The 23957-nt window shown below is 26.8% G+C and carries 23 protein-coding genes; all 23 read left to right on the forward strand.

Translation table 11 applies throughout. The annotated features are described in order from the left end of the window. The first annotated feature begins 1 nt into the window (after position 1). Positions 2-1183: a DegT/DnrJ/EryC1/StrS family aminotransferase gene (locus tag Q7K47_05490; protein ID MDP0506672.1), complete on the forward strand. Its 1182-nt coding sequence runs from the start codon at positions 2-4 to the stop codon at positions 1181-1183. Further along, entirely contained in the window at positions 1170-2102 is a 933-nt protein-coding gene (locus tag Q7K47_05495) for a GDP-L-fucose synthase (GenBank protein MDP0506673.1), read from the forward strand. Before Q7K47_05490 ends, Q7K47_05495 begins: the two co-directional genes overlap by 14 nt. A 25-nt stretch (positions 2103-2127) precedes the next feature. Then, a complete protein-coding gene (locus tag Q7K47_05500; GenBank protein ID MDP0506674.1) occupies positions 2128-3489 on the forward strand; it encodes a mannose-1-phosphate guanylyltransferase/mannose-6-phosphate isomerase in 1362 nt (453 codons plus the stop codon). Positions 3490-3508: 19 nt separating this feature from the next. Then, on the forward strand, positions 3509-5188 hold the full coding sequence (locus tag Q7K47_05505) for a phospho-sugar mutase (GenBank protein ID MDP0506675.1): 1680 nt from the start codon (positions 3509-3511) through the stop codon (positions 5186-5188). Positions 5189-5200: 12 nt separating this feature from the next. After that, positions 5201-6058 carry a glycosyltransferase gene (locus tag Q7K47_05510; GenBank protein MDP0506676.1) on the forward strand — a complete coding sequence of 286 codons (858 nt, stop codon included), beginning with the start codon at positions 5201-5203 and terminating at the stop codon, positions 6056-6058. 11 nt (positions 6059-6069) lie between these two features. Next, positions 6070-7263, forward strand: a complete 1194-nt coding sequence (locus Q7K47_05515) for a glycosyltransferase (GenBank protein MDP0506677.1) — start codon at positions 6070-6072, stop codon at positions 7261-7263. After that, positions 7253-7885: an acyltransferase gene (locus Q7K47_05520; protein ID MDP0506678.1), complete on the forward strand. Its 633-nt coding sequence runs from the start codon at positions 7253-7255 to the stop codon at positions 7883-7885. The genes Q7K47_05515 and Q7K47_05520 overlap by 11 nt, the downstream gene beginning before the upstream one ends. A gap of 4 nt (positions 7886-7889) precedes the next feature. Beyond that, positions 7890-8978 (forward strand): glycosyltransferase, encoded by a 1089-nt coding sequence (locus Q7K47_05525; protein ID MDP0506679.1) that lies wholly within the window; start codon positions 7890-7892, stop codon positions 8976-8978. Next, positions 8975-10150: an O-antigen ligase family protein gene (locus Q7K47_05530; GenBank protein ID MDP0506680.1), complete on the forward strand. Its 1176-nt coding sequence runs from the start codon at positions 8975-8977 to the stop codon at positions 10148-10150. The genes Q7K47_05525 and Q7K47_05530 overlap by 4 nt, the downstream gene beginning before the upstream one ends. A gap of 190 nt (positions 10151-10340) precedes the next feature. Then, positions 10341-11357, forward strand: coding sequence for a polysaccharide pyruvyl transferase family protein (locus Q7K47_05535; protein ID MDP0506681.1), 1017 nt, complete (start codon positions 10341-10343; stop codon positions 11355-11357). Positions 11358-11459: 102 nt separating this feature from the next. Continuing rightward, positions 11460-12236, forward strand: a complete 777-nt coding sequence (locus Q7K47_05540; protein ID MDP0506682.1) for a Wzz/FepE/Etk N-terminal domain-containing protein — start codon at positions 11460-11462, stop codon at positions 12234-12236. Then, a complete protein-coding gene (locus tag Q7K47_05545) occupies positions 12236-13084 on the forward strand; it encodes a CpsD/CapB family tyrosine-protein kinase (GenBank protein ID MDP0506683.1) in 849 nt (282 codons plus the stop codon). Before Q7K47_05540 ends, Q7K47_05545 begins: the two co-directional genes overlap by 1 nt. After that, positions 13081-13896 carry a CpsB/CapC family capsule biosynthesis tyrosine phosphatase gene (locus tag Q7K47_05550; GenBank protein MDP0506684.1) on the forward strand — a complete coding sequence of 272 codons (816 nt, stop codon included), beginning with the start codon at positions 13081-13083 and terminating at the stop codon, positions 13894-13896. Before Q7K47_05545 ends, Q7K47_05550 begins: the two co-directional genes overlap by 4 nt. After that, positions 13793-15040 (forward strand): TolC family protein, encoded by a 1248-nt coding sequence (locus Q7K47_05555; protein ID MDP0506685.1) that lies wholly within the window; start codon positions 13793-13795, stop codon positions 15038-15040. Before Q7K47_05550 ends, Q7K47_05555 begins: the two co-directional genes overlap by 104 nt. Positions 15041-15055: 15 nt before the next feature. After that, complete coding sequence (locus Q7K47_05560) at positions 15056-16339, forward strand: efflux RND transporter periplasmic adaptor subunit (GenBank protein ID MDP0506686.1); 1284 nt, start codon at positions 15056-15058, stop codon at positions 16337-16339. Continuing rightward, complete coding sequence (locus Q7K47_05565) at positions 16340-17419, forward strand: FtsX-like permease family protein (GenBank protein MDP0506687.1); 1080 nt, start codon at positions 16340-16342, stop codon at positions 17417-17419. Position 17420: 1 nt separating this feature from the next. Next, entirely contained in the window at positions 17421-18203 is a 783-nt protein-coding gene (locus tag Q7K47_05570) for a hypothetical protein (GenBank protein ID MDP0506688.1), read from the forward strand. A 19-nt stretch (positions 18204-18222) separates the two neighbouring features. Then, on the forward strand, positions 18223-18546 hold the full coding sequence (locus tag Q7K47_05575; protein ID MDP0506689.1) for a hypothetical protein: 324 nt from the start codon (positions 18223-18225) through the stop codon (positions 18544-18546). Between the two features lie 159 nt (positions 18547-18705). Beyond that, positions 18706-20535 carry a nucleoside-diphosphate sugar epimerase/dehydratase gene (locus Q7K47_05580; protein ID MDP0506690.1) on the forward strand — a complete coding sequence of 610 codons (1830 nt, stop codon included), beginning with the start codon at positions 18706-18708 and terminating at the stop codon, positions 20533-20535. 9 nt (positions 20536-20544) lie between these two features. Then, on the forward strand, positions 20545-21177 hold the full coding sequence (locus tag Q7K47_05585; GenBank protein ID MDP0506691.1) for a sugar transferase: 633 nt from the start codon (positions 20545-20547) through the stop codon (positions 21175-21177). Continuing rightward, entirely contained in the window at positions 21178-22383 is a 1206-nt protein-coding gene (locus Q7K47_05590) for a DegT/DnrJ/EryC1/StrS family aminotransferase (GenBank protein MDP0506692.1), read from the forward strand. Beyond that, positions 22383-23486, forward strand: a complete 1104-nt coding sequence (locus Q7K47_05595; GenBank protein ID MDP0506693.1) for a glycosyltransferase family 4 protein — start codon at positions 22383-22385, stop codon at positions 23484-23486. The genes Q7K47_05590 and Q7K47_05595 overlap by 1 nt, the downstream gene beginning before the upstream one ends. A 15-nt stretch (positions 23487-23501) precedes the next feature. Next, positions 23502-23957: 3-hydroxyacyl-CoA dehydrogenase NAD-binding domain-containing protein (locus Q7K47_05600; protein MDP0506694.1), on the forward strand; the 456-nt coding region annotated here is incomplete at its 3' end.

Raw genomic sequence — 23957 nt, forward strand, 5'->3', positions numbered from 1 at the left:
TATGAATAAATATTTATTATCAGACGATACATGGAATATAAAAGAATTAGAAGCTATAAATAGAGTAATAAAGTCAAATAGATATACAATGGGAAAAGAAGTTGAAGAATATGAAAAAGAATTTTCTAAAAAATTTGGTTCTAAATACTCAGTTATGTCAAATTCAGGTTCTTCAGCAAATTTATTAGCAATAGCAGCTTTAGTTTATTCAAAAAAAATTAAAGCAGGAGATGAAGTGATAGTTCCTGCTGTTTCTTGGAGTACAACATATTTTCCTTTATCTCAACATAATTTAAAATTAAAATTTGTAGATATAGATAAGAATACATTAAATATAAGTATAGAATCCCTAAAAAGAGCAATAACAGATAAGACAAAGGTTATTTTTGCAGTGAATCTATTAGGAAATTCTAATGATTATTCTGAAATTATAAAAATTTGTAAGGAAAAAGACATAATATTATTAGAAGATAATTGTGAAGCTATGGGGGCAGACTATAAAGATAAAAAATTAGGAACAATTGGTCTTATGGGAACTTATTCCACTTTTTATTCACATCATTTATGTACAATGGAAGGTGGAGTAACAGTAACTGATGATGAAGAGATGTATCATTATTTACTTGCTATAAGAGCTCATGGTTGGACAAGAAATATACCTGAAGGCAGTAAAATTTATTCTAAAAAAGAGGATGAATTTTATGAAAGTTTTAATTTTATAATGCCAGGTTATAATTTAAGACCTTTAGAAATGGAAGCAGCTATAGGAAGAGAGCAATTAAAAAAATTAGATGAGATAATAAATCAAAGACAAAATAATGCTAGATACTTTAAAGAAAAAATAGATCAGTTTGATGGAATTAGAATTCAAAAAGAAATTGGAAACAGTTCTTGGTTTGGTTTTGCTATGATTTTAGAAGGAAATTTAAAAGGAAAAAGAAATGAAATTGTTAAAATATTTAGAGAAAAAGGAATAGAAGTTAGACCAATAGTTGCGGGAAATTTCACAAGAAACAAAGCTATAGAGTATTTAGACTATGAGATTTTTGAAGAATTAAATAATGCAAATGAAATTCATGAAAATGGTTTTTTTGTAGGAAATCATTCTAAAGAAAATAAAGAATGTGTAGATTATTTAATAGATGCTATAAAGGAGTTTGTAGATAAAAATGAAGAAAGATAGTAAAATATATATTGCTGGACATAGAGGTTTAGTAGGAAATGGTATTTTAGAGGAGTTGAAAAAAAAGGGCTATACAAATTTAATTTATAAGACACATTCAGAATTAGACTTACAAGATAAAAAATTAGTATTTAATTTTTTTGAAAAAGAAAAACCTGAATATGTATTTTTAGGAGCAGCTAAAGTTGGAGGAATTCAAGCTAACAAAAAATATCCTGTTGAATTTTTATTAAATAATTTAGAAATACAAAATAATGTAATATCAGCATGTTATAAATACCAAGTTAAAAAGTTAATGTTTTTAGGCAGCTCTTGTATATATCCTAAATTTGCAAAACAGCCAATAAAAGAAGAATCTCTTTTAACAGGTGAATTAGAACCAACAAATGAGGCTTATGCTCTTGCTAAAATTTCAGGATTAAAGTTATGTGAATATTATAGAAAAGAGTATGGGTGTGATTATATTTCAGTAATGCCTACTAATATATATGGTCCAAATGATAATTTTGATTTAGAAACATCTCATGTGGTTCCAGGTATGATAAGAAGATTCCATGAAGCTAAACTAAATAATGATGAGAAAGTAACAATCTGGGGAACTGGAACTATAAAAAGAGAACTTATGTATATTGATGATTTATCAGAAGCTTTAGTTTTTTTAATGGAAAATTATTCTGAAGATGCTTTTATAAATATAGGAACTGGAAAAGATATTGAAATAAATGAACTTGCTCAAACAATAAAAGAAGTTGTTGGCTTTACAGGAGAAATAGTACATGATTTATCAAAACCAGATGGAACTCCAAGAAAATTAGTTGATGTATCAAGATTAGAAGGCGCAGGCTGGAAATATAAGACAGAACTAAAAGAAGGAATAGAAAAAACATATAAGTGGTATTTGGATAATAAAAATAAATAAAATACAGATTGAAGAAAGGAAAAGTATGAAAAATATTATTTTATGTGGAGGAAATGGGACAAGATTATGGCCAGTTAGTAGAACTTTAATGCCAAAACAATTTGTAAAGTTATTTGATGATAAATCTCTATTTCAATTAACAATGGAAAGAAATAATAAATTATGTGATGGCAGTTTTATAATATCAAATATAGAGCAATATTTTCTTGCTATTGATCAATTAGAAGAAGATAAATCTTATGATTTGAAAAATTCTAGATTTTTACTAGAACCAGTTGGAAGAAATACAGCTCCAGCAATAGCTCTTGCTTGTTTTGATTTAGATCCAAATGAGATAGTATTAATAACTCCTTCAGATCATTTAATAGAAGATGAAAAAGAATACGGGAAAGTTGTAAGATTAGCAGAAAAGCTAGCAGGAGAGAATAATTTAGTTACCTTTGGTATAACTCCAGAATTTCCAGAAACAGGTTTTGGGTATATAGAAGGAGTTAAAAATAGAGAAAATTTAGAATATTTAAATGTTCAAGCTTTTCATGAAAAACCAGACTATGATACAGCTAAAAAATATTTAGAATCAGGAAATTATTATTGGAATAGTGGAATGTTTTGTTTTAAGGCAGGAGTTTTTTTAGAAGAATTAAAAAAATATTCACCTGATATATATGAAATGAGTAAATTAGCCTATGATAATAAAGGTAAAATAGAAAAATCACAAATAAGAATAAAAAAAGAAGATATGGAGAATATTCCATCAGATAGTATAGATTACGCAGTTATGGAAAAATCTAAAATAGTAAAAGTTATCCCTTCAAATATTAAATGGTCAGATGTTGGAAGTTTTGATTCTCTATCTGAAAAATTAGAAAATGATGAGGATAATAATTTTGTATTAGTAGGAAAGCATACTGAATTAATAGATGTTAAAGATTTGATAGTTGTGGATACTAAAGACGCTCTATTAATTAGTAAAAAAGGATCTAGTCAAAAGATAAAAGAAAGAGTAATGAAGCTTAAAAAAGAAGATTCAACTCTACCAGATATTCATTTAAAAGCTCATAGACCATGGGGAACTTATGAAGTACTAGTAGATACTCCAGGATATAAAGTAAAAAGAATAGAAGTTAAGCCAGGAAAGAGATTAAGTTTACAAAAGCATTTTCATAGAAATGAGCATTGGATAGTAGTATCAGGAACTGCAACAGTTACAGTTGGAAATGAAATAAAATTAATTAGACCAAATGAAAGTACATATATAAAAATGGGAGAAGTTCATAGATTAGCTAATGAAGGGAAAATACCTGTTGTAATTATAGAAGCTCAAGTTGGTGAATATACAGGGGAAGATGATATAGTAAGATTAGAAGATGATTTCAAAAGAAATTAATAAATTCTTTGGGGGCAATATGAAAATAGATGAGAGATTTGAAAATTGGATAAATTCTGCTTGGATAGATGAAAAGGATAAGCAAGAACTATTAGAACTTACAGATGAAAAAGAAATAGAGGATAGATTCTATAAAAATCTAGAATTTGGAACAGGTGGTATGAGAGGAGTTCGGGGAGTAGGAACTAATCGTATAAATAAATATATGATAGGAAGAGCAACTCAAGGATTAGCTAATTACATGTTAAAAGTTGATGAAAATTCTGCGAAAAAAAAGGGAGTAGCAATAGCCTATGATTGTAGAATAGGAAGTAAAGAATACGCCCTTGAAACTGCGCTAGTATTAGGAGCAAACGGAATTAAATCTTTTTTATTTAAGTCTCTTAGATCAACTCCAGAACTATCCTTTGCAGTAAGAGAGCTAGGATGTATGGCTGGAATAGTTATTACAGCTTCTCATAATCCAGTTGAATATAATGGTTATAAAATTTATTGGGAAGATGGAGGACAAATAGTTGATCCACAAGCTAGTGGAATAGTAGAAGAAGTAAATAAAATAAATGATTTATCAAATGTAAAAAAAATATCTAAGAAAGAAATTCTTGATAAAAGTTTGTTAAATTATATAGATGAAAAAATAGATGATAAATATATTGAAGAAATAAAAAAACAAGTTATAAATAAAGATATACCAGGAAAAGAAAATTATAAGATAGTTTATACTCCACTTCACGGAACTGGAAGAGTAGGGGTACAAAGAATATTATTAGAATGTGGTTTTGAAAATATTTACACAGTACCTTCTCAAGAAATGCCAGATGGAGAGTTTACAACTTGTGCTTACGCTAATCCAGAAGATTCAAAAGTATTTAAACTTGGGATAGAGTTAGCAGAAGACAAGAAAGCTAATATAGTAATGGCAAATGATCCTGATGCAGATAGGGTTGGGATAGCAATTAAATCAGAGTCAGGGGAATGGATATATCCAAATGGAAATCAAGTGGGACTATTACTTATGAACTATATTTTAGAAAATAAAAAAGATATACCAAAAAATGCAAAAGTTATTTCAACAATAGTTTCAACTCCAATGTTAGATATAGTTGCAAAGGATAAAAATGTAGGTGTCATAAGAACTCTTACAGGATTTAAATATATTGGAGAAAAAATAAGAGAATTTGAAGAAGGGAAAATAGAAGGAGAATTTCTGTTTGGATTTGAAGAATCTTATGGTTATTTAATAGGAACTCATGCTAGAGATAAAGATGGTATAATATCAGCTATGTTAATAGGAGAAATGGCAGCTTATTATAATTTTTTAGGATTAAGTTTAGAAGATAAACTAGATGAATTATATAAAAAATATGGATATTATATGGAAAGCTTAACAGCTATAAAAAAAGAAGGAAAAGAAGGATTAGAAGAAATAGAAAATATAATGAAAAATCTAAGAGATAATCCTCCAAAAGAAATAAATAATATAAAAGTAAAAAAAATAAAAGATTATAGCCTACCTTCAGATTTACCTATGTCAAATGTAATTCAAATAATATTAGAAGATAATACTTATATAACTATAAGACCTTCAGGAACAGAACCAAAGATAAAGTATTATTATGGGGTTAATGGGAAGACAAAAGAAGAAGCAGAAAATAAATTAAAAGAGTTGAATAATAAAATTTTAAATATAAATTATTAAAGGAAATTAAATATGAAAGTTAGTGTTATAATACCGGTTTATAATAGGTTAGAACATTTAAGAGCAGGCTTTTTATGCTTGTTAAGACAAACAATTGTTCCAGATGAGTTAATTATAACTGATGATGGATCTAGTGAAAAAATAGAGGGTTATATTGGAGATTTAGTAGGAAAGGCTAAATTTAAAATAAAATATATTTATCAGAAGGATATTGGATTTAGAAAAGCAAGAGCATTGAATAATGCTGTTAAAAATTCAGAAGGAGAATTATTAATATTTTGTGATCAAGATTTAATATTTCCAGAAAATTATGTGGAAAAAATGGTAAAAGAATCTAAAAAAGGTCAATTTTTATTAGGAAGGGCTCAAAATACAATTTTTGAAGAAAAAGAAGAAATTTTAAAAGAATTAGAAAAACAAGGTGCTTATGAAAATATAATTAAATTAGTAAATCAAAGATACATACAGGATATGAAAGACCAATATAAAATAGATAAGAAGAGAAGAATTTTAAAAAAATTTTATTTATCTAAAAGAGGAATAAGATTAGCGGGGATGAGTTATTCTATATTCAAAGAAGATTATATTAAGGTAAACGGTTATGATGAAAATTACCAAGGTTGGGGTTATGAAGATGATGATTTTGGAAATAGATTAACTGTTTCAAAAATTTTAGGAAAAGAGTTTAGAACAGAATTAATTCAATTACATCTTTACCATAAAATGGATAGAAGTAAAAAAAAGAGTTTAAATGAAGATTATTATTATGAAAGAAAAAAAGAAATTTTTAAAAGAAAACAATTTTTTTGTAAGTTTGGGTTAAATAATTCATTAAATTACGATAGAATTTTTATAAAGAAAATAAATTAAGAGGTAAAGTTATGAAACTTGTACATATATGCGAAGAATTTGAATATTCATGGATAGGAAAAGATAGTGGAATGATTCCAATTTATTCTAAAAATATTTTAAATTGGGATAGTGAAATTGTAACTTGTAATTTAAAAAATGATCTTTCTGATGAAATAAGAGGCGTAAAAATAATAAAAATAAAAAGGTGGTTTAAATATATAAAAAACTTTGCTCCTTGGGTAATTTTTTTTAAAAGAATTCCTTTGTATTTTTATATTTGTAAAAATGCCAAAACTATAGATATACTTATGCTCTTTCATGTAACTAAATGTAGTTATTGGAATGCTTTTTTCTATAAAAAATTTAATCCAAATGGTAAAATATATGTCAAAGCTGATTTTAATACTATAATATATGAAAAAGAACTTACGGAACTAACAATGAAGCCTCAAAATTTAAGAGAATTTTTTAGAAAAAAGAGGCAATTGAAAGAATATAAAAAAAGAAAAAAATTATTAAAAAATATAGACTTAATTAGTTATGAAAGCCTAGAGGGATATAACTATATGAAAGATTTTTATGCGGGTATTTCGACTAAGGGAAAATCTATATACTTGCCTAATGGATATGATGATTTATATATAGATTGTACTTTCAAAGTTAAATCTTATACTGAAAAAGAAAATATATTTTTAACTGTTGGAAGACTAGGGACATTTGAAAAAAATACAGAATTTTTATTGGAAGTGCTAGGAGAAATAGATTTAAAAGATTGGAAATTTTATTTAGTTGGGCCAATAGAAGAAAATTTTAGAATCAAAATAAAAGAATTCTATGTTAAAAACCCAGAGAAAAAGACTAATATAGTATTTACTGGGGCTATTTTAAATAAAAAAGAATTAGATGAGTATTACAATAAGTCTAAAGTTTTTGTTTTACCATCTCGTTGGGAAAGTTTTGGAATAGTTATGGTGGAAGCAATGGCTTTTAATAATTATATATTAACATCAAACACTTGTGCAGTAAAGGATATAACTAATAATGAAAAAATAGGATCTATATTTGATATTGCTTCTAAAGCTGACTTGAAAAATAAGATGATAAAAATTATTAATAAAGAAATTAATTTAGCTAATATTGGAATAAAGACTGATAAATATAAAGAAAATTTCAAATATTCTAGGCTTATAAAAAAGATAAAGAGGTTAGAAGATGAAGTATAAAATTCAATGGAAATATTTATTAAAAAGAAGTTTTGTTAAGATAAGAGGTAAAAATAATTTTAAAAATGAAGGATTAGTTAAAAGTTCAAAAATAAAAATTTCAGGGGAAAAAAATGAGTTGATTTTAAAAAAAGGCTCAAGAATAAATAAGAGTAATATTTGGATAAAAGGAGTAGAAAATAAAGTAATAATAGAAGATGGATGTGATTTGAATAATTTGACTATTATTATGGAAAATAATAATGGATTGATACAAATAGGAGAAGGTACAGGGTGTTCAACAACTCAAATAGTATCTTTAGAGCCATATGATATAAAAATAGGTAAAAATTGTATGCTTTCATATGACATAGAAATTAGAAATACTGATTCTCATAAAATATATGATAAAGAAAATAATCAAAGAATAAACATTGGAAAAGAAGTTTTGATAGAAGATAATGTTTGGATAGCTTCAAGAACAATGATATTAAAAGGTAGTAAAATAGGTAAAGGATCAGTAATAGGGACAAGTAGTGTAGTTAGCGGAAAAATAGAAAAAAATTCAATAGCTATAGGAAGTCCAGCTAAAGTAATTAGAAAAGGTGTATATTGGAACAGAGAGTCTGTAATAGAGGGGTAACGAAATGAAAAAAATAGGTTTTTGTATAGATTCTTTAGAAATGGGTGGAGCAGAAAAATTATTGGTAGATATAATTAAAGCATTGCACAAAACTAAAAAATATGAAATATATTTATTAAATAAAGTTAAAAGTAATAGCTATTTTTTTAACGAAATTAAAGGAATAGTTAATTATCATTACCTACTAACTTTTGAAGAAAATAAAAAAATTAAAGAAAATAAAAATTTTATTAATAATTTAAAAAGTTCATTTTTAAAAAAAAGAAGATTTAATAGATTTATAAAAAATATAGATTCAGTTATAGATTTTTTAGATGGTGATTTTTATAAGTATATAAAAAAAGAAAAAAAAATAGATAAGATTATTTGGCTGCACTCTAATTACAAAGATTTGAGAATAAAAAAAAAGATTGAAAAAAAAATAAATTATTATAATAAAATTATAGTAATAACTAATGGTATGTATAAAGAAATAAATAGAAATGAATTTTTTAAAAATAAAAAAGTATTTATGATTTATAATCTTATTGATTTTAGAAAAATGGATAAGATGTTAAATGAAAAAAGAAATGAAAAATTATTAAATGACAAATATTTTTTAACCGTTTGTAGATTAAATGAAAAAGAAAAAGATGTGACAACTTTAATAAGAACTTTTAAAAATTATCTTGGAGAAGAAAAGCTTTATATAATAGGGGATGGGGAAGATAAAAAGTTATTAGAAAATAAAGTAAAAGATTTAAAGCTTTCAAATAAAGTAATATTTTTAGGAGAAAAAGAGAATCCATATATTTATATGAAAAAAGCGAGAGCGTTTATATTATCAAGTAAAGGAGAAGGATTTGGACTTGTTTTAGTAGAAGCTCTTTATACAGGAACAAAAGTTATTTCATCAGATTGTGAATATGGGCCTAGTGAAATATTATTAAAGGGTGAAATAGGAGAACTTTTTAAAGTTGGAGATGGAAAAGAGTTATTAGATAAATTAAACTTAATAAGAGAAAAAAAATATGATAATAATTTAATAAGAAAATCTTTGAAAAGATTTGGAGAAGAAAAAATAGTAGATAAAATAAAGGAAGTATTAGAATGAATTTAATTATAAAAAAAATTAACAAAGAAAAAATTATAAACTTAATAGGATTTTTATATTTATTTTTCTTAATGAGAAGAGGGGGAGATACCAAATATATTTTTTCAATTATTTTAATGATATCGTCTTTGTTTTTTATTTATAAAAACAAAGGACAAAAAATTATAGAAAATAAATGGTTATATATAAGCGGAATAATATATTTTGTTTTATTAACAAGAAGTTTTTTAACAAATGAAATTATTCCAGATAGGATCAATGCTTATCTTGGGATGGGGTTATATTCAGTTATATTTTTACTTTTATGTATTAATATAGATATAAAAGAAAATTATAATAATTATATTTTTCCTTTAATAAGTTTTTTTTCTTTAGGGAGTCTGTATAGAGGTTTAGAAGATATATATTTACACAGTTCACAACTATCAGTATATCGAATTTCTGGGAGAACATATACTACAATATATGCAGGAGAAATAGGAATATATTTTTTCATAGGTGTAATATCTATATTTATATATAAAAAATGGTATTTAAAACTAGCTTATACTTTTTATACAGGGATAACTTTAGTATTAATCTATTTTACTAAATCAAGAAATGCAATGCTTATGATTCCTCTTACTATAGGAATACTTTTAATTATTAAATATGGTAAAAAAGGGTTAATATATTTTTCTTTAATTTTATCTTTAGTTTTTGGATTAGTAGAGTATAGCAGTCATATTAATGGTTTGGAAAGATTATCTAAGATTTCTAGTATAAAGAAAATAAAAGAAGATAACAGATACACAATATTTAAAGAAGGGTTAAGACAAGGAATAGAAAAGCCATTAACTGGTGTTGGATTTAAAGAATACAATAGGGATAATTTAAGAAAAACAAAAGTTGAAAAAGTATCTAGTTTTCATAATGTATATATTGAAACTTTTGCAACTCAAGGGGTTTTAAATTTAATATCTTATATGATTTTTATAGGCTCTATATTTATTAAATTAATAAAAAAATATATTAAAAGTGGAGATTTAAAACATATTATTCCTATAGCTGTATTAATATATATGTTATTATATGGATTGGCAGAACCTATATTTTATTTTGGAAAAGTATACCAATTATTGTTTACAATAATATTAATAGGAATATTAAAGAGAGAAGGAATTAATAAATAATAGTTAAGAGACTAATAAGAAAAAAATTATTGGTCTCTTTTTTTGTTTCTTTAAAATTAAAGGGTTAGTTTTTTTAGAATTTTGTATAATTATATTTCAAAAAAATAAAAGTATAAAAAATGTATTTGACTTTTGTAAATATAGGTGGTAACTTTAAAGAAAATGTACATATAAATTAAGGAGGGGAAATATGCTAAAAAATATAAGAGAAAAAATTAGATTATCTAGACTTAAAAAATATCAAGATGAAAAAAAAATAATATTTATGTTGTCCCCAGATCACGGTAATCTAGGAGATCAACTGATTGCTGTGGCTACTCTTAAATTACTTAAAGAAAAGTACAAGGATAAAATAATAATAGAAATAACAAGAAAGTCATATGAAAGAAATAAAGATATAATAAAAAATATAATCACTGGAAAGGACACTTTAATACTTTGTGGAGGAGGAAATTTAGGAGATATTTGGCTAAATGAAGAAGTATCAAGAAGAGAAGTGATAGATGAATATAAAAATAATAAGATAATTATCATGCCTCAAACTATAAATTTTCTATCTAAAAAAGAAGAAAATATTAGTAAAAAAATATATGGTAAGGCTGAAGATTTAACTATAATAACTAGAGAAAAGGAAAGTTTTAAAATAGGGAAAGAAAATTTTATTAATAATAAGATATTATTAGCTCCAGATATTGCTTTTTATTTAGAAGATGCTTATATAAAAGAATTGTCAGATGAAAGAGACGGGGCTATATTACTTATGAGAAATGATCCAGAAAAAATAGTTACAGCTGGAATCTTAAAAAAAATAAAATCAATATTAAAATCTAAGAAATTAGGTATTAAAGTAAGTAACACAGTTGTTGATAGTAGAGGAAAAATTAATGTTAAAAATAGAGAAGAAATTTGTTTAAATTTATTAAAAGAAATAAGTAATCATAAACTTGTAATAACTGATAGACTTCATGGAATGATATTTGCAGTAATCACTAATACCCCTGTAATTGTTTTTGGATCACCCATATCAAAAACAATGGGAACAATAAAATGGTTATCTCATTTAAACTACATTTCTTATGTTGACGATTTTCATGATTTAGATTTAATAGATAAGGAAATTGAAAGATTATTAAAGATTGAGGTAGTAAAGAAGAAATATAAAGTTAAAGAAGAAATTAATAACATTTTTGAAAAAATATTTTTTTAAAATATATGTAATATTATAAAATAAAATTAAATAAATTATTTTCAAAACATAGAAGATGTGTTAAAATTGGGCTATACAAAATATTTTTAAGGAGCTCAACAAATGGAAAAAGGGAAAAAAATAAATAGGAATTATGGTTATAATCAATCCTATGAAGGTTATTATGATAATCCAGAAGAAGATGAGATTGATTTAGTTGATTTAATATTTGTAATGATAAGAAGATGGAAACTTATTGTTTTAACGATAATACCAGTAATTATTATTGGTTTTTTCTTTGCGCTAACTAGACCTTCAGTATATCAAGCTGAAACAACTTTAATGGTATCTAGTGGAATGGCAAGTGTTGGAATAGATAATAGTGATATATCTCTTAATCAAAAATTAGTTATAACTTACTCAGAGGTTGCAAAAAGTAAGAGTATACTTAGAAGAGTGATAAATAAATATGACCTAGAAACTACTCCAGAAAATTTAGCAGGGGCAATTTCAATATCTCCAGTTTCAGATACTGAAATAATAAAGCTAAGTTATAAAAATGGGGACCCACAGTTAGCAGCATCTGTAACAAATGAATTTGCAAAGGAATTCATGAACAAAGTAGTAGAAGTTATGAATATTAGAAATGTAAAGGTTGTAGAGCCAGCAGAAATACCAACTCACGCACTACCTAAAAAAAGAGCAATTATACTTGCAGCTTTTGTTATATTAGGTGTGATGCTTGGAATGGGACTTGCTTTTATAGTAGAGAGTATTCATAAAAAACTTAGAAAACCTTCAGAAATAGAAAGTATTTTAGGGGCTCCTATGCTTGGAATGATTCCTAAATTTGAGGATAACAGTGACAAAAATGAAGAAGATACGGATGGTGAAAACTAATGGGTAAAAGAAAGATTTTTTTTAAAGGGAATGAAGAAGTAGAAGTAGTAGAAGCCTTAAGGGCAGTAAGAACAAATTTAAGTTTTTTAAATGAAAAGAAAATGGGAAGAAAAATAATATTTACAAGTGTTATTCCAAACGAGGGTAAATCTTTTTTAGCTTCTAACTACGCAGCAAGTGTGGCAACATCAGGAAAAAAAGCCTTGCTTATAGATTGTGATATTAGAAGACCAAGAGCTCATGAGAGCTTTGGAGTTAAATTTGAAAGAGGAATGGAATCAGTTCTTATGAGGGAAGCTTCTGTAGAAGATGTAATTATAAGAGATGCCTTACCTAACTTAGATATAATACCATCTAGACATGTTGAACAAGGTGTAACAGAATTATTTTTAGGAGAAAGAATAGAGGAAATATTAGATTCATTAAGTCCTCATTATAATACAATAGTACTTGATAATCCACCAATAGCAGTAGCTTCAGATTCAGTATTATTATCAAAATTTGTTGATGGTGTAGTGTTAGTTGTTGGATATGACCAAGTAGGAAAAAAAGAGTTGCAATTTGCTAAAGATATGCTTGACCATGCTAATGCAAACGTTTACGGTTTTGTTGTTAACAAGGTTGACAAGTCAGGTTTATCTTACGGAAATTATGGATATTATACTAATTATTCCCATTACTATAAGGAATATTATGGTGGTGAAGAAAAAGAAGTAGAAAAGAAAAATAAACGTAAAATAATAAAGAGAAAATATAAAAAAATGAATAAAATTCAACAATTCATACATAGATTTAGTAAAGAATACAAAAATCAAATATCTGGTGATTTGAAAGGAAGAAGAAAATGATAGATATTCATTCTCACATATTGTTTTCTGTTGATGATGGAGCAAGAAGCTTGGAAGAATCAATAGAACATATAGAAAAAGCTATAAGTTTAGGGTATACAGGAATAGTATGCACAGCTCACTATAAAGTTTTAGAATTTGAGAATGAGAAGTATGAAGAAAAATTTAATATATTACAAAGGGAAGTTTTCAAAAGAAAGCTTCCTATTAATCTGTATAGGGGAAATGAAGTTGATCTAAGAGAAGGGGTAATGAAAGCTATAGATAAGGTATATACTATAAATAATAGTAAATATATACTTATAGAATTTTCAAGACCTCTAATATATCAAGCATATATAAAAATAATAGATAATCTAATAGATAGGGGTTATGTTCCTGTGCTTGCTCATGTTGAAAGATACCCATATATAAAATTTCATGATTTTATGAAGTTATATGAAAAAAAAGTGATTTTTCAAATGAATCTTAGTATAGTTAAAAATATGAGTAAGAAAATTAAATTTTTATTAGAAGAAGGATATATACAAGTTGTAGGAACAGATGCTCATAGAGTTGAAAATAGAAACTATGATGTATCTCATTATTTAGAAGAACTTAAAAAAATAGTTGGTGAAAGAAGATATATTGAACTAACCAAAGAGAATCCAAGAAAAATAGTAATGAATGAAAATATTAATTTAGAAACTGGAAGGGAGAGGAAGAATAATGAAAAAGTATTATCTTTTAATGGGGCTTTTCACAATATGTTTAGAAAGTTATTCAATGGGATTAACAGTAGAAGATGTAATACAAAGGGCGAAGACATCTAATAATCAAATCAAAATACAAGATTTTGAGAAAAATATTAGAAAAAAAACAAAGGATAAGGCATTTAAGAATTTGATATTGCCACCAATAAGACTATCTGCAGAGGAAGAATGGGATATAGTTAAGGATGAAGGTTTTGGAGCTAATGAGATTAATGCATATATTCCACTTTTTGTAGGGGGAAAAAATATAAACTCATACAAAAAAGCTGCTGCAGAATATAATATTTCTGAAAAAGATCAAGTATTAGTTGGTAATGCTGTGGAAGAACTTGCAGTTTCTAAATATTTTGAAGCATTAAACTATAAAAGACAAGTTGAAATATCAAACACTACAATAGAAGCTTTAGAAAGCCAAAGAAAAAGATTAGAAGTACTATTTGCTGGGGGTAAATTAATACCTAAATCTGAATTATTAAAAGTTAAGGCAAATTTACAAAGAAATAAAAGTTTAAAACTAGAAAATATAAGACTTGAAAAATTAGCAATGGGTGAATTAAGTAAGATATTAAATTATCCTCTTGATACTAAATATGAAAATGTAGAATTTAATTTACGTGAATTTATGAAAAATAAAGGGGACATAAAACAAAGATTTGGAAAAGAAATAACTATGACTACTTTAGGAGAAAAGGAACAATTAAAAGTGGATGTTGCAAAATATGATTTAAATATAGCAAAATCAGATTTATATCCAAAATTCTATTTAAAACCTACTTTCCAGTATAAGGATAAAGAGGGGGATCATTTAGTAAAGAGAGCTAAGGAAGATAGATACGCTCTTGAAGTTGGATTTAGCTATACATTTGCTTGGGGTGGAACAATGGATAGTGTAAGTCAAAAAAGATGGTCATATGAAAAGGCAAAACTTGAGTATGAGGATAATATGAGAGGGATAGAGCTAGAAAGAGATAGTAGAGAAAGAAAGGTAGAAGCCCTTTATGGAAGAGCCTTAGCTTCAAAGCAGGAAGCTGATTATTTAAAAGAAAATGTAAAAATTGATAATATGAGATATGAAAATGGTTTAATTACTACATTTGATTATTTGAATTCTGTAAATAGTTATAGAAATTCTCAAGCACAGTATTATGAAATGATTAGAAACTTGGTAATTGCAACAATGGAATTTGAAAATATATATAAATAAGGCAGGTATACATAGATGTTTAATTTAACTAAAAAGAAGATCATAATAATTGCAGGTATTGTTTTAGTAACTGGAGGTTTAATTTTAAAGGTGGATCCTCTAAATACAAAGGAAGTAAAAGTTGAAAATGTAAGGGTGGGAGCTCTTTCAGATGCAGGAATGTATAGTGGAACTGTTATTCCAGGAAAATTAGTTCCAGTCTATATAGAGGCGCCAGCAGTTGTTGAAAATGTAATGGCAATAGAAGGTGAAGAAGTTGAAAAGGGAACTGATTTAATGGTCTTTTCAAATAAGAGCTTACTTGAAAATGAAAAGCAATTAAAGATAAATGCCCTTGATATAGAAGACGCTGAACTTAGAATAGCTGATTTAAATGGTGGTACTTTAAAATTAGAACTTGATAATAAGCAGCTAGAAATAAAATCTTTGGAAGAAAGCATTAAAAATGAAAGTAAAAAATTACCAATAGTTGAAAAACAAGCAAAAACATATGAAAAACTTTTAGCTGAAGACGGAGTTTCTTCAATAGAAGCTAATCAAAAATTAATGGAATATGAAGAACTAAAAACAAAATTAGATTTAAATAAACAAAAATATAATTTAATGACAGTAAGCTATGAAAGTCTTAGAAGACAGCTTAATATTGATGAGGGTAAGATAAAATCAGAACTTTCAAAATTAAAATTACAAAGAGAAACTTTGGAAATTAGAGAGGAACAATTAAAAAATCCTTTAAAAGCTCCAGTTTCAGGGATAATTATAAATGTAGATGTGGCAGAGGGAAGCTTAATCTCTCCAGGTGAAAGACTTGTGGCAATAGCAGCTAAGGGAGAAAATAGAGTAATATTAGAAATTCCTTCATATGAAGCAGAGACTCTGGAAAAAGGGCAATCGGCTAGAATAATAACAAGAGATTCTATGGGAGATAATACTTACACTGGTTATGTGGATAAGGTTTCTTCAGCAGCAAGATCAAGTGCTAAGGGAAATAATAAGGTAGTTTCAGTGGAGGTTGCTATAACTGGTGAAAATAATTTAAAACCTGGATTTGTAGCAGATGTTGAAATTTCTAAAAAAGCAAAGGAAGATGTACCAGTTGTAAATAATTTCTCTGTACTAGAAGAAAGTGGAAGATATTTTGTTTTTGTTGTGGAAAATGGAGTAGCTAAGAAAAGAGAAGTTAAGATTGGTGCTAGAAGCTTAAACAATTATGAAGTTCTTGATTTACCAGTTGGAACAGAAGTTATAGTAAATCCATTTAAAGTAAAATCAGGAGAAAAAGTAAAGGTTGTGAAGTAGATGGAATTTTGGTTAGCTCTAAAAATGATATTAGGAAATAGAAGAAAGGTTATTTTTCCATTGTTTGCTGTAATTTCAGGAATTACAGCTTTGATTATAACTCTTTCCATATCTAGGGGAGGAGAAATGATAATTAATAATAATCTTTCTTCCCTTGGTGAAAATAGAATAATAATAGGTGGGGATAGTCTATCAAGAAGAGATATGAATATGATAGAAAATTATCCCTTTGTAGAGTACGCCATGTTTCCCCGTGCAAGAGTGAGGGTGGATGATGTAATTTTCATTGGATATTCAAAAAAAGCTCTTAAAACTTTAGGATTAAATAACTTAAAAAATAACGAAATAATTATTGATAAAAATCAGTACAAAGATAAGAATATAGGGGACGTGCTACTATTAACTATAAATAATTTTGAGAGAAAATTTATAGTTAAAGATTTGTATGAAGAAAAAAATCCCTTTGAACTTATGAAAAAAGGTTATAGAATAATAGTATCCCAAAATAAATTTCAGGAATTATTTAATATATATAAATATGATTCCATGATAATTTCATTTGACAAGGATGAGAATCCAGAAGATTATGCACAAGGATTAATTAATAAATTAAAACTTAGCAAGGGAGGATATAGTAATTTAAGATTACTTGAAACTCCAGAAGTTTATAAAAAAGTAGTAAAGATAAAAAAAATGGTAAATAGAACCTTAGGGATAATAGCATTTATATCTCTAGCCCTTGGAGCCTTTGGAATATTAAATCTAATAGGAAATAATATAAAGGCAAGAAGTAAACATATAGGAATACTTAGAGCTATGGGAATGGGAATTAAAAATATCACAAAGGTTTTTATATTAGAAGCAGTAATAATATCTTCAGTAGGTAGTTTTGTAGGGATTTTTTTAGGAATAACAGGAAGCTTTGTAATTGGAAAATTAATAAGTATATATCCTGTGTTTAATTTGTTTCAAATATCACTTAGTCTATTATTGTCCCTAGGAATAGGGATATTCATGGGAGTGTATCCCACTAGAAAAATAAATAGTGAAAGCATAATTAAAATCTTGAAAGGGGACTGATATGAAAAGATACCAAAAGGTAATGATAGGATTAGTAGCTTTAAGTACAATGGCATTAGCTGTTGGAGATGAAACTAAAAAATTTGAAATATGTAGATGTAATGATTTTAGTGAAGAATGTTCTATACCTAGTTATAGTATGAATGTTCCATCTGGGCTTGCAGGAAGTGCTGGAGGAGGATTTGTAGCACTTTCCGGAATAACAGATAAACATGATACAGATGGAGGACTTTCTTTTGGAGTAGGTTATGGAGATAGTGGTGAAAAAATAGGGGGAACTATATCTGTTGGTATAGGAAGTATTGATCCAGTTGAAGGGGGAGCTTTTAACAGAGGAGCTCTTAATATTTCAGCAGGTCATAGTTTTAGAGATAAGTTAATAGGAGTTGCTGTTGGAATGGATGGAATTAATCTATGGCATGGTAGCGATAATGATCATGATAAAAGTCCTAGCATGTACTTAGCAGTAACAAAATTAGTACCAAATGACACACTGCCAATGGTATTTACAGTGGGAGCTGGAAATAATAACTTTGCCAAAGTAAATGAGTCAGGGGATAAAAAGGATCATATATATCCATTTGTTTCAGGGACTGTTTATGTAATGCCGCAAGTCAGTTTAATAGCAGATTATTCATCTGATATAGTAAGTGCAGGAGTTGGGTTTGTACCATTCCCACATTTTCCTATTTCATTTACTGCAGGGGCTTATGATTTAACTAAGGAAAGAAAAGAAGATAGGGTTTCTTTCATAGCTTCAGCATGTTTATGTTTTGAATTCTAATTTATAAGGGAGGAAAATTATGAAAAAAGTAATAATGATATTTGCAGTCTTAGCAAGTGTTTCCTTTGCTGCAAATGATGAATATAGAGTTTTAGGGATGGTTGGAGATCAATTAAAGGTTGAAAAAATAGCAACTCATGAGATAACTCTTATGAAATCAAGTGAAGCTGTAACTTTGGGAATAACTGATTCAGGTGATTCTTCTTCTAAAGTAGCAGAAACTTTTGTAGATGCTTTGATTCCAGATAAAAATAAACCAGTAGTTGGTGAAGAACATCCATCAGTAATACCACCAATGGACGTAATTGATGGAACAGTAACAGCAGCTTATGGTCGTAAATAATTTAAATAGAACAAAAAGAAGCAAATAATAATCTAAAACAAGGTAACTATTGGCCCGAAAAGTATTTTTATCATCAAAACACTTGACAACTTATTTAAATAGTTGTATATATAAAGAATAGTGATTAAATAAAAAGTATTATAAATAGGAGGAACCATTGTGGGAAGAATACTTAAAAATAGAAGAACAATAATTAAAGTTTTATTAGATATATTTTTTATTTTACTTGCAGGTATACTTGCAAGTTTTATTCTTTATGATAAACTTCACGAGGGAAATAAGACAATAGTTTTCATGTATTTGGTAATAGGGTTTTTTATAGCCTCAATAGAAAATGATATCGCAGTAAGCTGGAGTTATACAGATACCAGGGATGTATTGTCCTTGGTAACAATAAATATAATTTCAGCATCTATTACTGCGATTTTTTTATTATTCAGTAGGAATACACAGTTAAAATTTGTATTTTTATTGTTTGTCTTTGCAACGAGTTTTCAACTTTTAGCTAGGTTTTTCTTTAGAATACAGAGAAAAGAAAGATATTCTAAGAAAATAGAAAAAAAGATAAGTGAAAAATTAGACAAGAAAAAAGCATTGATTTATGGAGCTGGAGAAGCAGGACTTGCTTTACTTCGTGAAAGTAGATTAAATAAACGTTTTCCATATAAGATATGTGGTTTTTTAGATGATGATCCTAAAAAAGATTCAATCCTTATAAATGGAATAGATGTTTTTGGAAATGGTGATGAGGCTAAGAAAGTAATAAAAGAGCTTAATATTGAAACTTTTATACTTGCTATCCCTTCAATGAAAACAGATGAAATTAATTCTATCTATGATAAGATAAAAGATATTGATAATCTAGAGATTAAAATACTTCCATATGTATCAGATATATTAAATAATAAACCTCTAGCAGATCAAGTTAGAAATATTAATATATATGATTTACTTGGAAGAGAGGAACAGACCTTTGATGATAGCGGATTAAAGAATTTCTTAGGAGGAAAAACAATAATTGTAACTGGTGGTGGAGGAAGTATTGGTTCAGAGCTTTCAAGACAGATTGCAAAATATAAGCCTAAAAAACTTATTAATATAGATCTTAATGAAAATTCTCTTTATTTACTTGAGCTTGAAATACAAAGGCATTATCCAGGAATCGATTTACAAAGTGAGATTTGTAGTATAAGAGACAAGAAAAAACTAAGAGAAGTATTTAATAAATATAAACCAAATATTGTATTTCATGCAGCAGCTCATAAGCATGTGCCTTTAATGGAACATAACCCTGAAGAGGCTGTAAAGAATAATATATTTGGAACTAAGAATTTAGTAGATGTGGTGGATGAGGTAGGCGTAGAAAAATTTGTAATGATATCTACAGATAAGGCAGTTAATCCAACAAATATAATGGGAGCTACTAAAAGAGCTTGTGAACTAATAGTTGAAAATAAAAATAAGGAAAGTAAGACAAAATTTATGGCTGTAAGATTTGGAAATGTACTTGGAAGTAATGGATCAGTTATTCCAATATTTAAATCTTTAATAGCTGAGGGTAAAAACTTAACAGTAACTCATAAGGACATAACAAGATATTTTATGACAATACCAGAAGCTAGTAGACTAGTAATAGAAGCTGGAAGACTAGGTATTGGAGGAGAATTATTTATTCTTGATATGGGTAAACCTGTAAGGATAATGGATCTAGCAAGAAATATGATAAAGCTTTCAAATGCAAAAGTAGGAATAGAAGTAATAGGTCTTCGTCCAGGAGAAAAATTATACGAAGAACTATTGTATGATACTGCTGCTGCTATAAAGACAGAAAATGATAAGATATTTATAACAAAGATGACAGAAGATAACATAGAGATATCTTATTATTTGGATAAATTCAAAGATGTAATAGAGCTAGAAAGTAAAGATAAGATAAAAGAAGTAATGCATGAGATGGTAAAAACATATAAGGAAGTTGAATATAACTAGGAGTGTAATATGCTATTAAAAAGATTATTTGATGTGATAGTTTCTTTTTTAGGAATAATATTTTTCTTGCCTCTGATGGTATTAGTTGGAATAATTATTAAACTAACATCAAAGGGACCAATATTATTTAAACAAATAAGAGTGACTAAAAATGAAAAATTATTTGAAATTTATAAATTTAGAACAATGAGAGAGAATACAGAAGGAAGTAAACAAATAACTATAGGAGCAGATAAAAGAATAACAAAAATAGGAAAACTATTAAGAGTTACTAAAATAGATGAATTACCACAGCTTTTGAATGTTTTTAAAGGTGATATGAGTTTTGTAGGTCCAAGACCGGAAGTGCCTAGATATGTCAAACTGTACTCGGATAAACAAAAAGAAATATTAAAAGTAAGGGCAGGAATAACAGATTATGCCTCAATAATATTCTCAGAAGAAAGTGAAATTTTAGGAAAAGTAGATGATCCAGAAAAATTTTATATAGAAAAAATTATGCCCTATAAAATAGATTTAAATAAAAGATATTTAAAAAAAATAGGAGTAATATCTGATATTAAATTGATAATTATAACAATTTTAAAAATAATTGGAATTAATATTTTAAAAGAAGAAACTAAATTTAAGGAGTTGATTTAAATGAAAAGAACAATAACATTTTCTCCACCAGATATAACACAAAGAGAAATAGATGAAGTTGTGGATACTTTAAAATCAGGATGGATAACTACAGGACCTAAAACAAAGTTATTTGAAAAGAAAATAGCAGAGTATTGTGAAACTGAAAAAGCAGTTTGTTTTAATTCAGCAACAGCAGCTATGGAATTAACATTAAGATTGTTTGATATAGGTCCAGGAGATGAAGTAATAACTTCAGCTTATACATATACAGCAAGTGCAAGCGTAATATTACATGTTGGAGCAACTCCTGTTTTAGTAGATATAAAATCAGATAGTTTTTTAATTGATTCAGAAAAAATAAAGGAAGCAATAACAGAAAAAACAAAAGCTATTATCCCAGTTGATATAGGTGGTATGCCAGCTGATTATGATGAAATTTTCAAAATAGTTGAAGAAAAAAAAGGATTATTTAATCCTAAAAAAGGAACTTTACAAGAAAAATTAGGAAGAATATTAATTTTAGCTGACGCAGCACATTCTTTTGGGGCCACTTATAAAGGATCAAAAATAGGAAGTGTTGCAGATTTCTCAAGTTTTTCATTTCATGCAGTTAAAAATTTAACTACAGCAGAAGGCGGAGCTTTAACTTGGAAAGAAAATAAAGCTTTAGATAATGGGGATATGTATAAACAGTTTATGCTACTTTCATTACATGGTCAAAATAAAGATGCATTATCAAAAATGAAAGCGGGGGCTTGGAAGTACGATATAGCTATTCCAGGTTACAAATGTAATATGACTGATATTAATGCAGCTATAGGATTAGCTCAATTAGAAAGATATGATAGTGAAATACTTGTTAAAAAAGAAAAAATAGTTTCATGGTATAAAAAATATTTTAAAGATATAAAAGGAATAATTCTTCCTGAATTTGATTTAAAAGATAGAAAAAGTTCAAAACATATATATGCTTTGAGATTAGTAAATAAAACATTAGAAGAAAGAAATAAAATTATTATAGGATTAGCAGAAGAAGGAATAGCAACAAATGTTCATTATCAGCCATTGCCATTATTTACAGCGTATAAAAATTTAGGATATAAAATGGAAGATTATCCAATTTCTTATGCAATGTCTATAAATGAAATATCCATGCCATTTCATAATATGTTAAAAGAAGATGATATTAAATATATAGCAAAAATTTTTAAAGGAATATTTTAATGAAAAGAAAGATACTTTTAATGGAAAATGATATTTGGAGTTTATGCAATTTTAGGCTAGGTATAATAAAAAAAATGATAGAATTAGGTTATGAAGTACATCTTTCAGGGATTGATAACGAAAATGAAAAGATAAATAATTTAAAGATTTATAAACATAACTTAAATATAAAATCGAGTAGCAAAAATATAATTGATGATTTAAGATTAAGTTTTGAAATATTTAGATTGTATTGGGAAATAAAACCTGATTATACATTATTATATAGCATTAAACCTAATATTTATGGTAATTTTGTAGCGAAAATTTTAAATATAAAAACTATAAGTAATGTTAATGGGTTAGGAAATGTTTTTATGTCAGCTAATAAAACTAGAAAAATTGTAGAGCTTTTATATAAACTAGCTTTCAAACATCCAACTAAAATTTTTTTTCAAAACCGAGATGATATGAATTTATTTTTAAATTCAAAATTAGTAGAAAAAGAAGAAGTTGAAAGAATTCCAGGTTCAGGAGTTAATTTGAAAAAGTTTAAACCTGTTAAAAAACAGAGGAATTTAGAAAAAATAGTTTTTTTATTAATTTCTAGAATGATTTGGACTAAAGGAATTAAGGAATATATAGAAGCTGCAAAAATTTTAAAAATAAAAGGATATAAAGATGTTGAATTTCAACTTTTAGGTCCGTTAAATGTTGATAATGAAGAAGCTATAGAAAAAGAATATTTGGATAATAATAAAAGATATATCAAGTATTTAGGTGTTTCAAAAGATGTTAGAGAAGAGATAAGAAATTCGGATTGTATAGTATTGCCTTCTTTTTATAGAGAAGGGGTTCCTAAAACTCTTATAGAGGCAGCTTCAATGGGGAAACCAATTATTACAACAGATAATGTTGGATGTAGAGATATTGTTGAAAATAATTATAATGGATTTTTAGTTAAAATAAAGAATGTGGAAGATTTAGCGTTAAAATTAGAAAAATTTATAAAATTATCTAAAAAAGAAAAAATTAGGTTAGGAAAAAATAGTAGAAATAAAGCTGAAAAAGAATTTGATGAAGAAATAATTATAAATAAATATAAAAATTTAATTAATAAATAAATAAAGGTGGGCACTATGTACAAAATAGCAGTGGCAGGAACTGGATATGTTGGACTTGTGGCAGGAGTTTGTTTTGCTGAAATGGGACATAAGGTTACTTGCGTAGATATTGATGAAGAAAAAGTTAAATTAATGGAAAGTGGAGTTTCTCCAATTTATGAAGCAGGTCTAGAAGAACTTATGCAAAAGAATTATAAAGAAGGAAGATTACATTATACAACGGACTACAAGTCAGCATATAAAAATGCTGATGCAATATTTATAGGAGTAGGAACACCTGAATTACCAAATGGGGCAGCTAATCTTTCATATATTGCAACAGTAGCAAGGCAAATTGCAGAAAATATAGAAAAAGATTGTTTAGTAGTTGTAAAATCTACAGTTCCAGTGGGAACAAATGATAAGGTAGAGCAATTCATAAATGATTTTTTAGTTAATGATGTAAGAGTGGAAGTAGCATCAAATCCTGAA

Origin of the sequence: Fusobacterium sp. JB019, assembly GCA_030673965.1 — a bacterium.
Classification (GTDB): domain Bacteria; phylum Fusobacteriota; class Fusobacteriia; order Fusobacteriales; family Fusobacteriaceae; genus Fusobacterium_B.